Genomic DNA, 13,455 nt, shown 5'->3' on the forward strand with positions numbered 1-13,455 from the left:
CATGAAGAAAAGAAATAAATTATCCATAATTGCGCTGATTGCTTTGTTCTCATTTGTTCAAACAGGTTGTGAAGACATGTTTGAGCCCGCAATTGAGAATCACAAAGAAACCAGTGACTTGTACAACATGCCGGCATGGGCTGCCGGTCTGTTGGGACACGTGTATATCAGCAACCCGCTGGGTTCCTGGTCTTTCACCGATGTGGCTACCGACGACGCCGTATCTAACAACCCAAACAATGGTTACAGATTGATGGCTACCGGTTCGTGGCGGGCTACCAACAACCCGATGGACAGATGGCAATACATGAGGGCTTCATGGCAGTATCTAAATACATTTATCAGCATTGCTGACGATGTAAACTGGGCTGCTGACCCTTTGGTGGCTGAGATGTTTAGAGATCGTCTTAAGGGTGATGCTTTTGGTATGAGAGCACTGTTCATGTATCATTTGTTGCTTCACCACGCAGGTCCTATCAATGGCCAGATGTACGGTATACCCATTGTATTGGAGCCTGAAAATCTGAACTCTGATTTTAATTTGCCGCGTAACACTTTCCAGGAGTGTATCGATCGTCTGTTTGCCGATGTGGACTCTGCTCTAAGATTGCTGCCCGACGATTATGGTGCAATTGAAGATGAGAATCTTGTTCCTGAAAAGTATCGTTCAAAAGGTGTTAGTGCAGGTCAATATACACGCGTATTTGGCGACAATGCCAAAAACCGTATGAGTGCCCGCATTGCCAGAGCCGTACGTGCGCAGGCTTCTCTGCTAGCTGCAAGTCCTGCTTATGCCAGTGGGTCAAATGTGACCTGGGCTGATGCTGCCAATAGCATGGCGATTGTGTTGAACGGATTGGGAAGCAATCCTGTTGCTGAATTGGATCCGCAGGGTAACCGTTGGTATGCCAACAATGCAGCCATCAGGGATTTGCCAGCGGGTGTAAACCCAAAGGAGATTCTTTGGCGTGGAAACAAAGAGAGCAATGTGAACTTGGAGGTGGATAACTATCCTCCAACACTGTTTGGTAATGGACGTATCAACCCAACACAAAATTTGGTTGATGCCTTTCCAATGGTTAATGGTTATCCAATCACCGATCCTGCCAGTAACTATAACCCAAACAATCCGTATGCCAACAGAGATCCCCGTTTGGCGCTTTACATCATTTATAACGGAAGTCAGGCCGGACCTGCAAATGCGGCGATTACAACAGCTGCTGATGGTGCAGATAACAACGCGCTTAACAGAACTGAGACATCTACACGTACCGGTTACTATATGAAGAAGTTGTTAAATCAAACGGTTAATGCCAATCCAAATTCACAAACACCCGGACACCGTTACAAACCATTTATCCGTTATACCGAGATTTTCCTTGGTTATGCCGAAGCCGCCAATGAGGCTTGGGGACCAACAGGAACCGGTACACATGGATACTCTGCGTACGATGTGATTAAGGCCATCCGTCAGAGAGCAGGAATTGGTGTAAACGGAGACGATCCTTATCTTGAGTCTGTGAAAAACGATAAAGATAAGATGCGCGAATTGATTCACAATGAGCGCCGTCTGGAGCTTTGCTTCGAAGGTTTCCGTTTCTGGGATTTGCGTCGTTGGAAAAAGGAGTTAACTGAGCCTGCAAAAGGTATGAGCATCAGTGCAGGTAACTTCACGGTTCTGCCACAGGTAGAAGGTCGTGCTTACCAGAACTATATGTATTATGGACCTATCCCATACGGAGAAGTGAACAAGTTCAGTAATCTGATTCAGAATGATGGATGGTAGAACATATTTGAACATTTAACAAGATTGAAAATGAAAAGGATACTATTTATAACACTTATAACGGCGCTGGTAACAGGGTTATTTACCTCCTGCGAGAATGGTGATTGGGAATTTCCCGATTATGAATATTCGTCGGTATATTTTGCCTACCAGAGCCCAATCCGCACCATTTGCCTTGGTGAAGATGTGTTCGACACCACATTGGACAACGAATGGAAGGCCCAGATCATGGCCACCATGGGCGGTGTTTATGCCAATAAGTCTGATGTTGTTATCAGCTTCCGCGTTGATAACTCCTTAACTACTGGTTTGGCGTTTGCCGACAGTTCTGACATTGTAGCGTTGCCAGCTAATTATTACACACTCTCTTCTGATAGAATCACAATCAAGAAAGGTGAAATTATTGGAGGAGTTGTAGTTCAACTTACTGAAGCGTTTTTTAACGACCCCGCTGCACTCACAACAAATTATGTTATTCCGGTTGTGATGACAGGTGTATCAGGTGCCGACACCATTCTTTCGGGCAAACCGTTGGTTGCTAATCCACGTCGTGGCGTAGCTTCTGATTGGGAAGTTCAGCCTAAAGATTATGTGTTTTATGCGCTTAAGTATATCAACAAGTACGACGCCGTTTATCTGCGCAGAGGTGTTGATGTAATTTCTGGCAGCCAAACTGGTACAAAAACTCGTCGTGCTTCGTTTGTGGAGAGAGATGAAGTGGTAAGTGCCATTACTACCCGCTCACTCAACACCATTGCCTGGGCACATCAAACCAGAGACATGAATGATTTTAGCCGTAGCTGCGTGTTATTGCTTACATTCGACAATCAGGGAAATTGTGTTGTTACCACCGAAACTGCTGGTGTAACTGTTAGTGGTACTGGAAAATTTGTGTCTAAAGGCGAGAAAAACAGCTGGGGCAACAAAGACCGGGATGCGATTTATCTGGATTATACTATAAACTATGGCGACATACAGTTTGCCATTACCGATACTCTGGTAACTCGCGACAGGGGACTTAAGCCTGAATGGTTTACTTCCATATTAAAATAATAAGCTAGTACCTTTTGTAAAACAAAAATTATGAAACATACTTTTAATATCTTAGCTGCTTTCGCCCTGCTATTGATTTTTGCCGTTTCATGTGTGGATGATACGCTTGACCATTTTAATGTGGAGAAGCCTCAGTCTATTGCTGAGCTGGAGTATCTCGACGAATATGAGCCGCTTAAATCTTACGTTGACAGGGCAGCAAATCCCCATTTTATACTTGGCGCTGGTGTAACTGTTAGTGATTACCTGAGAATGGGTCATTACTATCGGTTTATCAATTCCAATTTTGATGGGATGACTGCGGGTAACGCAATGAAATACAGCTCTGTAGTTGGTGATAATGGTGCAATGAACTTTGCTTCAGTTATTCAATTTGTTGATGCTGCCAAAGCTGCAAACATGGCTATTTATGGTCATACACTTGTGTGGCACTCACAGCAGAACAAAGTTTATCTGAACAGCCTTATTGCCGATAAGGAAGTAGAGATTGATCCCGACGCAACTGTAGAGGTCGTTGATGGAATTAAAGATTATTCTGTTGAAGGATTTACCGGTTGGGTTGGTGGCCCTGTGACACCTTATGTTCAGGATGGCGTATTGGTTGTAGCCAACCCTACTGCTCAACCTAACTTCTGGGATGTACAGTATCACGTTGCCAGCGGTATTCCTACCATTGTTGACACCAAGCATAAGGTGACAATTCGTATCAAAGGTACTACGGCCGGACAAATCACTTTGGCTCTCGGAACCTGGGGTTCAACTGCAAATACCACTATTCCAATTACCACGGAGTGGGCTGAAGTAACTGCTGAACTGAATGGTCTCACTACTAACAGCTTTGTAATGCTGCAATCTGGACACTATGTGGGAACCTATGAGGTAGCTTGGGTGAAAGTAACCCACTCAGAAGCTATGGCTGTTACCTGGTGGACAGAATTACTTAACAACAGTGATCTTGAAGGTGATGATGTGTCAAACTTCTTTGCTACTGAAGAACGGGTTGGTCCAGTTCCCGCAACCATTGGCGCCCCGGGCACCGGTTCAGATGGTGTTGGACGTGCAATTGTTGTGAAATCAGGTGCAGCTCCTGTAAATCCTTGGGATACACAGTTTTTTGTAAAAGCTCCAAGAAAATTTGAGGAGGGTGACAGAATCCGATTCAGCATGAAATATAGAGCTGAAAAAGCTGCAAGTTCAGAGTCTCAGGCTCATAATGAGCCAGGTGGATATTTGCACTGGTCAATGGTGGGAAGTCCTGCCTTCACCACTGCCTGGAAGGAACATACCTTCACCGGAGCAATCAATGCCAGCCAGGCCGGTATGAACACCATTGCCTTCAATTTGGCATTGTTGGGTGAAGCAAACACCTACTATTTTGATGACATCTATTGGGCAGTTGAAGAGTCAGGAAACAAGATTCCTCTTACTCCTCAGGAGAAAAGAGATACCCTTACCTGGGCTCTGGACAACTGGATTGCTGGTATGATGACTGCCACTCAGGGTTATGTAGTTGAGTGGGATGTGGTCAACGAAGCGCTTTCTGGTATGGATAAAGATGGTGATGGCAATTACGATCTCAAATCAGCCGTGCGCGAAACAGTATCAGCTGCCGATATGGAAAACAGCTTCTACTGGCAGGATTACCTTGGTGATGACTATGTGCGAGTGGCTGTAGAACTAGCCCGTAAGCATGGTGGTGACAATTTGAAGTTGTTCATCAACGATTACAACCTGGAATCGGATTGGGACGACAACAAAAAACTCAAGAGTCTTATCAATTGGATACAGAGATGGGAGAGTGACGGCAAAACTGTTATCGATGGTATCGGTACTCAAATGCACGTTTCTTACCACATGGATCCTGTGGTTCAGGCCAGAAAAGAGGCTCACATTGTTAAAATGTTTGAGTTGATGGCTGCTACCGGTAAGTTGATTAAGGTAACTGAACTGGATATGGGACTTGTAGGGGAAGATGGTCAGCCTGTAATGACACCTGATGTTACAAGCGAACAACACAAGGCCATGAGCGACCATTACAAGTTTATCGTTCAAAAGTATTTCGAGATTATACCTGCCAATCAGCGCTATGGTATCACACATTGGTCTCCTGTTGACAGCCCTGCTAGCTCATCGTGGAGAGGTGGAGAACCAATCGGCTTATGGTTTGAATCATTTAGACGTAAGCACACCTTTGGTGGATTTGCCGATGGCTTGAAATAATTAGGTGAATAAACGCTTGTTGCAGTAAGTAAGATATTATTTATCTGGCTTAGCAAAGACAAGTAAGGGTTTAATAATCAGGGGTTACCTTATTTTGCGAGGTGACCCCTTTTTTTATTGTGCGGTAAATTAATAATCAATTCATCCATAAATTTCCGTGCAATGAAAATGGCATCCAATTCTAAGTGACTGTTTAAATTTTATATAAAATCAGCTTTGAAGATTTTTAAACTATTTGATGCAGAGCAAAGCGATGTCCCACAATGCGGGATTAGATATTTAGACTGATAGATATAATTCAATAGAAATAAAGATCAATCTAACGACCTTTTTTCTCATCTACTCTATCTATCTAAAATCTAACCCTCTTTGCATCTATATCATGTTTTAAAGATTAATCTGAAACAGATTCTAAATTTTTAGCAGGTTTATTCTGATGATTTGCTCAACAGAGCCAAAAATGAGTGAAATATATCTGATTTCAGAAGTTTAATATCTAAAATTAGAAACAAAAAGGAAGGCTCTTGACTTAATTTTACGTTGTGATTAGGATGAATCTAATATGGATTTGATTCTTTCAGAAAAACATTTGGCTCTTTCAAATTATCGATAATTGATGATGAACCTTTTCTCAATGAGATTAAGCGATTATCTAAAATGATAAAGATGAATAGAAAGAGCTGATAGGAGAGCATGAGACCATCTTTTGTCTGAGTTTTACCGAGGCCAATGACGGTTGATTGATTTCAAAAATGTGACATCCATTTTTCTCATAAATAGATGTAATTTGGTTTAAGAAGAGACCGCCCCATTGCTGTTCGGGGCGGTTTTTTTATTTCCTGACCTCATTGAATGTAAAATCAATCTTTTTAGGTGCACAAATACCTGAAAAAGTCATATTTCCTCGCCTTTAGGTTGCGAAATATCTAAAATCTCAACCAGATTATCTATTATCTAAAGTCAGATCTTCCGACCTTATGTATTATTGTATATTATTTTGAAAAATTAATAAAGGAAGTTCAGTTGCACGATACAAAAATCGCATCAGTTATTGTTGAGCTTTTTTCGTGTGAACGATTTCTAAAATCATTTTCCAGCAGCCTGACATTATTAATACTTATTTATAAAGTAGGAAGTTGGATTATCAAAAACATACAAGCACCAATGAAAAGATTTTTATTACATACGATTTTACTCTCGCTCTTCGTTACAGTTGGTTTGCCTGCCTTTGCCTGGGTGGGTATGCCAACACCAAGATTACGCGTTGAGGGGCGATATCTGAAGGATCCGCATGGCAATATTGTGAATTTGCATGGAACGGCAGTTACACCAAGTCCTTGGTTCAATGGAGGCCAGTTTGGTACATGGCGCTGGAACAATTATGATGTGGAAGGATGTCTTAATTATAATAAGGCTGTAATTGATAAGCTGACGGATCCGGATGAAGGCTGGTTCATGAGCTACATCAGATTACACATAGACCCCTATTGGACAAATTTACCCGGTACGCCCATTCCTGAGCATGACATTTCAAGGTTTAGGTATGATCGTTTGGTGTATGCAGTGGACAATGTTATTATGCCGCTCATTGATTATGCAAAAGAGCGTGGTTTGTATGTGATTCTTCGTCCACCGGGAGTATGCCCCGAAGAGATTGAGGTTGGAGATGACTATCAGCAATACCTCACGGTAATATGGGATTATTTGTCGAAACATCCGGGTTTGAAAAATGCAGATCACGTGATGTTCGAATTGGCCAATGAACCTGTACGCATTAAAGGTACCGATGGCAATATGGGTTCCAATTCACAGGCGCATTTCGATGCTTTGAAACTCTATTTTCAACCATTGGTAGATCTGATTCGCGCCAATGGGGCTGATAACATTCTTTGGATTCCGGGTTCTGCCTACCAGTCGCATTATAAGGGTTTTGCTGTGAACCCCATCGAAGGTCACAACATTGGATATGCGGTACACATCTATCCGGGATATTGGGGAGGCGTGCGAAACTATAACGATTTTAAGCGCGCATGGGACGAAAACGTGAAACCTGTGGCTGATTTTGCACCAATAGCCATTACTGAAATAGATTGGTCGCCCGACGGAGTAGGCTCATGGGGTGTTGGTGTTACCGGAGTGGCCGGAGGGGAGGGCTTTGGTGCCAACTTCAAGAAAATTACAGATGAGTCGGGTAATGTGAGCTGGAACCTGTTGTTGCCTGATAACCTTTTGAAAGACGCAGATCCCAATGGGCCACTGGCTTACGATGGCGATCCTGAGGCATGTGCCTATCCTTCATATATCTGGTGGCAGGAGTATGCCAACTACGACAAACCAAAACCCGATTTTATCTACCAATCGCGCAGCGACAATGGGGATGGTACTTTCACCAATCCGTTAATATATAGTGATTTTTCCAGTCCCGATGTGATTCGGGCAGGCAACAGGTATTATATGGTATCATCCTCCGGAAATCGTTTTTCGGGAGTTACATTGCTCAGTTCACCTGATTTGGTAAACTGGGAGTATGTGAGTAATCCGGTAGAGAATATTGCCGGTTACAATGCACTTAATGGAACGGTTGAGTCTAAGCTAAATTACCATCAGGGGGTTTTCTATATTGTGGTGAGTGTTTCAAATGGGCAAACGTTGCTGCTTAGCGCAACCAATCCTGAAAAGGAGTGGACTACCATAATGCTTTCTGATGACATAGAGCATGCAGGTCTGTTTTTCGATGCCGATGGTAAGGTTTACCTGTATCATGGTGTTCATTCACTTGGGATAAAAGAGCTAGATGATGATTTTCAGCTTATTGGCAATGGGGTAGAATTGGTTAGTCGTCCGGAGTCTGATTTGAGAATTAATCAGATGCTTAAAAACAGTGGATACTATTATCTTTTTGCTACTTATTCTGGCGTTCAGCCATCGCTGGTGGTTTTTCGTTCTGAAAACCTCACAGGGCCTTATGAAGAGCGTGCTATCACAAGCGATATACCCTTTAAAAGTGGAGCTCTGGTCGAAACCCAAACGGGTGAATGGTGGGCTGTTTTATCGGGCGAGACCGGTATCTTTGGTCATACTCCAAACTTACAAACCATTAGTTGGATAAGTGGCTGGCCGGTGATTGGTGCTTTGGGGCAAACCAGAACTACATTTAGAAAACCAAATGTGGGGCGTACCTACATTGGAACTACTTTACCAACAACTGACAATTTTCGTAATTATAAGCTCGGTTTACAGTGGGCATGGAGCAACCATGCAGAACCATCTGGTTGGTCGATATTTGAACGTCCCGGCTTTTTAAGATTACACACGGTTGATTTGGGTGGCTCATTGTCTGAAGCCCATAATATTCTGTCTCAACGTGTGTTTGGTTTCCATTCCGGTGACAAGAGTTCATACGCAACCATTCGTTTGGAAACAGGTGAAATGTTGTCAGGTGATTTAGCCGGATTGGCAATAATGCATGGAACAGATGATTTTGTGGGTGTTCGCTCATCAGGTGGCGTAAAACAAGTTGTGGTTCATGTGAACAATGTGGAACATATAGGTTCTGTTATTGATGATGATGTGGTTTATCTGCGAGTAGTAACCAATGGCCAGACCGGAATCACCAATTTTTATTATAGTCCGGACAACCTGAATTACCATATTGTTTCGGAGCATGCAGTAGTTGAACTCAATGCTTCTGCATCGGTTAAAAGGTTTGCAATTTTCAACATTGCAACCGAGGCTGCAGGTGGGTATGTGGATATTGATTGGTTCACTACCGAGGAGGTTTTCAACGAAGATATGTTTTATGATGACCGGTTTACTGGTTTCACTGAGGAAGAGTTGACCTTGGACTATTTGTACATGCTTCCTGAGGAGGTGGAAATGCTTTTGGGTACCAATAAAACCATCTCACTTTATGCCTTGTTTCAGGATGGTCATTCGGAGAATGTTACGCTTCAGGCAGCCTATTCCAATTCGAATCCGGATGTTATAGAAATACGCAATGGCCAGCTCATTGCAAAAAAGCCGGGCGAGACTACCATCACTGCTTCCTACGAAGGCAAATTGGGCGGTTTAAAAACGCTTGAGTTCACCGTTAAGAGCATGATGTTTCCGCTCACGGCCGAATTGTTCAATCCATCGATATGGGAAACAGGCTCGTTTAATCCGGAAACCGGCGAACTGAGAACTGGCCAGTGGGGATTTGGCGGCTGGCGATATGACAATGGTCTTAACCTTTCGGGATATAAATATCTGGTGGTTCGGCTTAAGGTGCCAACCAGCAGTGGTGCTGCTTTCCGAATTTTTGACCAAAGCAATTATTGGGCGCCTCCGGTTACTTATGATATGGGGTCTGCTACTCAACTGGTTGTTGAACTTAAAAATATGACCAAGAGCGTGAATGGGCAAACCGTGGCGGCCAACCCATCCTCAATTTACATTGTTGGGTTTTGGTCACATGGCAACGCACCTATCTATATCGACACCATTTATCTTTCTAATTCAGATGATTTAACGCCAACCTCAATTTCCGAAGAAGTGTTGGCCAATGATTTGGGCAATCTTATTGTGGATGTTTACAGCCTCATGGGCGTTAAAATTCGCTCCGCTGTGCAGATGAAGGACGCCACCACAGGATTGCCGCGAGGAGTTTACGTTATTGGCAATGCAGTTGCAGGATATAAAAAAGTTCTGGTTTCAATGTCTGCTTTTTAGCGCAAAGCAATCACGTGAGTTGTAGCGGTGGTAATAAGTTTAGGCGTGTAACCTGTTGATTTAGTTGAGTTTTAGTACGAATATATAAATGAGTATTTAGTTGATAATTAATTTTTTGTATGATGAAGAAATTGTTTTTTCAAAGGTTCAGTTTATTGGCAATTACCATACTCCTAAGTATGGCAGGTGTTGCCGATGCTATCGGACAAAGAAATGCAAACAGAAATGCACCCCTGTTTTCACAATTTGTTTACGAAGGCAACGACCAGGTTTACATTGACAACCCACTGGGACCGGATGAGTTTTACACTCCAATCCTTCAGGGCTGTTATCCCGACCCGGCTATTGTGCGACGTGGAGATGACTACTTCATGGTGCATTCGTCATTTGCCATGTTCCCTGGTGTACCAATCTTTCATTCAAAAGATTTGGTTAACTGGAAGCAGATTGGACACGTTCTCGATCGTAAATCTCAGCTAAAGGTTTATGATTCAGGGATTAGTGCCGGTATTTATGCTCCAGCGATTAAATTTAATCCGTTCAACGAGACATTTTACATGATTACGACCCAGTTTGCCGGTGGTATTGGTAACATGGTTGTAAAAACAAAAGATCCTTTTCAAGGATGGAGCGACCCATACAAATTGAACTTTGAAGGGATTGACCCATCTATGTTTTTCGATGATGACGGAAAAGCTTACGTTGTTCACAACGATGCTCCAGATGCTGGTAAAGAGCTTTACAGCGGACACCGTGTTATCAAAATCTGGGATTACGATTTGGAGAAAGATCAGGTAATTGCCGGTACGGATAAAATTATTGTTGATGGCGGTGTTGACATCACCAAAAAGCCCATTTGGATCGAGATGCCCCATATCTACAAAAAGGATGGCCGTTACTTCTTGATGTGTGCCGAAGGTGGAACAGGTGGCTGGCATAGCGAAGTGATTTTTGTAAGTGACAGCCCAAGAGGACCCTATGTGCCTGCGCCTAACAATCCTATTTTATCCCAGAGGTATCTTAACCCAAACCGTCCAAACAGAGTTGAGTGGGCTGGTCATGCCGACTTGGTTGAAGGCCCCGGTGGTAAACTGTATGGCGTATTTCTAGCTATCCGTCCCAACGAGAAAAACCGTGTGAATATTGGTCGTGAAACGTTTATTTTGCCTGTTGACTGGTCTGGAGAGTTTCCTGTATTTGAAAATGGACTTGTTCCAATGCAACCTAAGTTAAAAATGCCTGCCGGCGTTGTAAACAAAACCGGAACCGAAGGTTATTTCCCTAACGGAAACTTTACATTTACCGAAAACTTCACTACCGAAAAGCTGGATTACAGATGGATTGGAATGAGAGGTCCTCGCGAAGATTTCATCTCTGTTACCCGCCGTGGTCTTCAGATTCGTCCGTTCGAAACCAATATCAAAGAAGTTAGACCAATTTCCTCTCTGTTTAAGAGACAAATGCACCAGCGTTTCACCGCATCTACTGTTTTGGAATATACCCCACGGTCGGAGAAAGACCTCGCCGGAATGGTATGTTACCAGAGTGAGTTGTTCAACTATGTGTTTGGCGTTACCAAAAAAGGAAAAGACTTTTACCTGGTACTTCAACGCACCGAACGCGGTAAGTCAACAATCATCGCAAGCGAAAAGATTGATGTGAAAAAGCCAATCCACTTGCAGATTGATGCCGATGGTGACAACTATAATTTCAACTATTCATTTAATGGCACCGATTACACTACTTTGGGAGGAACCGTATCAGGTGATATTTTGTCGACCAACGTAGCAGGTGGTTTTACCGGTAACCTGATTGGATTGTATGCCACATCAGTGAACGATGCACAACCCGAATAGTTATTGAGAAAATAATATATATTTCTTTTCCATAGTTTGTTTTTAGTTGTGTTGATTCAATTGTTTTAGATTGAGCTTGATTGTTGCGCCGGCCTATTCTCATTTTGGGAATAGGCCGGTTTTTTTATTCGCTGTTACATGATGAACAATGAGCAATTTGAAATCTGAGATTTTTACATTCTTTGTGTACCAGTTTTTTCGTCACCAGAATAATGGTTTGATGTGCTCCAAACATCCTTACTGCGGGCAAAAATATCTAATCTCATAAATCAATTATCTAAAATTGATAAACCATAGCGAAGTGGTTGGTTAATTTTACAATTGTTAAGATTGTTTAGTTTTTATGCCGTAACTTGGCTTTAAATGTTTGAGCAGAAGGATGTCTGTGCAGCGCGTGTTGTTGCGCTATTGTTTATATCTTCTTTTTGCTGCATAAAAACGCTTCTGACACATTAATTTTCTCAAACTACAAACTATTTTATCTATGAAAAGAAGCGATTTCATTCGTTCGGTTATGATTCTAATTGTTTTAACGATGATTTTTGGATGCAATAACAGTACAGAGAAGGGAAGCGAAAGCCCATACCATACCGGCAATTACCGCAATCTCTTTTTGGAAGCCGGTTACAGCCAGGAAGAGATTGATCGAAAAGTAGAAAAGGCTTATTATGATCTGTTTGAAGGGTCGGATCGAATCTATTTTGAGGTGGGCGATACCATGGGGTATGTCTCTGATTTAAAGAATTTCGATGTGCGCTCTGAAGGGGTTTCTTATGGTATGATGGCTGCTGTACAATTAGACAAGAAAGATGTGTTTGACCGTATCTGGCGATATGCCAAACACTATATGCAACATCAGGATGGGCCACATGAAGCTTATTTTGGTTGGAGTTTTAATCCGCAAACATTAAAGCTTAACTCAAAAGGAAGTGCTTCCGATGGTGAGTTCTGGATTGTTACAGCCCTTTTGTTTGCATCTAACCAGTGGGGCAACGATACGGGTGTTGATTATTACGGCGAAGCCCGACGTATTTTGGATGCCATGTGGTCAAAGGATGGCACAGGCAACGTTTACAACATCATCAATGTAGAGCATAAACAAATTTCTTTTGTGCCGCATGGAGATGGATATAACTGGACCGACCCATCGTACCATGTAGCTGCCTTTTATGAGATTTGGGCAGAGTATGCCAACGATGGACGTGAGCAGTTTTACCGCGACTGTGCCGATACTTCACGTGTTTTCCTTCATCGTGCCTGCCATCCGGTTACCGGACTAAACTCTTGTTATACTGAATTTACCGGAGAACCTCACCCTACACGGTGGATGCCCGAAGGTTTCCGTTACGACTCGTGGCGTGTACCTATGAACATAGCCATGGATTACACCTGGTATGGAAAAGACACAGAATGGCAGGAAGATTATGCAGCTCGTTTTCAGGCATTTCTTAGGTCACAAGGGATTGATTCGTTTTTGGATCAGTACAATTTGGATGGTACCACGCCCGAATACATACTTCCGGCCGGCGAATTTCAAAAGCTGAGGCACTCACTTGGTCTTAAAGCTACTGCTGCCACGGCCTCGTTGGTGAGTAAGGATGAGAATACGCTTGATTTTGTTCATGAGCTTTGGAATGCCAAACTGGAACCATACGAGGACGGCTATTTTGACCCCTATTACGATGGTTTGCTATATCTCTTTAGCCTCATGCACCTGAGTGGCAAGTACCAAATTATTACGCCACAACACAATTAAATGCCACTGTTAATAAATCAACAATTAACTATCTGGAACGTATTTATATTTATATAACACCTTAATTTTTAGTC

6 protein-coding genes are annotated in these 13,455 nt (G+C 42.7%); all 6 read left to right on the forward strand.

Annotation, left to right across the window (positions count from 1 at the left end; genetic code table 11):
- Position 1: 1 nt before the first annotated feature.
- The 6 genes from ALKIM_RS0114150 (at position 2) to ALKIM_RS0114175 (ending at position 13,381) form a co-directional block, all read left to right on the forward strand.
- Positions 2–1,786 (forward strand): RagB/SusD family nutrient uptake outer membrane protein, encoded by a 1,785-nt coding sequence (locus tag ALKIM_RS0114150; RefSeq protein WP_026475215.1) that lies wholly within the window; start codon positions 2–4, stop codon positions 1,784–1,786.
- 30 nt (positions 1,787–1,816) lie between these two features.
- The gene (locus ALKIM_RS0114155) at positions 1,817–2,839 is read left to right on the forward strand and encodes a DUF5627 domain-containing protein (protein ID WP_026475216.1); all 1,023 of its coding nucleotides are present in this window, start codon (positions 1,817–1,819) and stop codon (positions 2,837–2,839) included.
- Positions 2,840–2,869: 30 nt separating this feature from the next.
- Positions 2,870–5,059 carry an endo-1,4-beta-xylanase gene (locus ALKIM_RS0114160; RefSeq protein WP_026475217.1) on the forward strand — a complete coding sequence of 730 codons (2,190 nt, stop codon included), beginning with the start codon at positions 2,870–2,872 and terminating at the stop codon, positions 5,057–5,059.
- A 1,164-nt stretch (positions 5,060–6,223) separates the two neighbouring features.
- Entirely contained in the window at positions 6,224–9,769 is a 3,546-nt protein-coding gene (locus ALKIM_RS18680) for a family 43 glycosylhydrolase (protein WP_052345663.1), read from the forward strand.
- Positions 9,770–9,888: 119 nt separating this feature from the next.
- Positions 9,889–11,625: a glycoside hydrolase family 43 protein gene (locus ALKIM_RS0114170; RefSeq protein ID WP_157363920.1), complete on the forward strand. Its 1,737-nt coding sequence runs from the start codon at positions 9,889–9,891 to the stop codon at positions 11,623–11,625.
- Positions 11,626–12,109: 484 nt separating this feature from the next.
- On the forward strand, positions 12,110–13,381 hold the full coding sequence (locus ALKIM_RS0114175) for a glycosyl hydrolase family 8 (protein WP_044117980.1): 1,272 nt from the start codon (positions 12,110–12,112) through the stop codon (positions 13,379–13,381).
- The last annotated feature ends 74 nt before the right edge of the window (positions 13,382–13,455 follow it).

Source organism: Alkaliflexus imshenetskii DSM 15055 (assembly GCF_000517065.1).
GTDB lineage: Bacteria > Bacteroidota > Bacteroidia > Bacteroidales > Marinilabiliaceae > Alkaliflexus > Alkaliflexus imshenetskii.

Excerpts from the sequence above, each read along its gene's own strand:
- ALKIM_RS0114175 (WP_044117980.1), top strand. The coding sequence starts at position 12,110 with ATGAAAAGAAGCGATTTCATTCGTTCGGTTATGATTCTAATTGTTTTA.
- ALKIM_RS0114160 (WP_026475217.1), top strand. The coding sequence starts at position 2,870 with ATGAAACATACTTTTAATATCTTAGCTGCTTTCGCCCTGCTATTGATT.
- ALKIM_RS0114155 (WP_026475216.1), top strand. The coding sequence starts at position 1,817 with ATGAAAAGGATACTATTTATAACACTTATAACGGCGCTGGTAACAGGG.
- ALKIM_RS0114150 (WP_026475215.1), top strand. The coding sequence starts at position 2 with ATGAAGAAAAGAAATAAATTATCCATAATTGCGCTGATTGCTTTGTTC.
- ALKIM_RS18680 (WP_052345663.1), top strand. The coding sequence starts at position 6,224 with ATGAAAAGATTTTTATTACATACGATTTTACTCTCGCTCTTCGTTACA.
- ALKIM_RS0114170 (WP_157363920.1), top strand. The coding sequence starts at position 9,889 with ATGATGAAGAAATTGTTTTTTCAAAGGTTCAGTTTATTGGCAATTACC.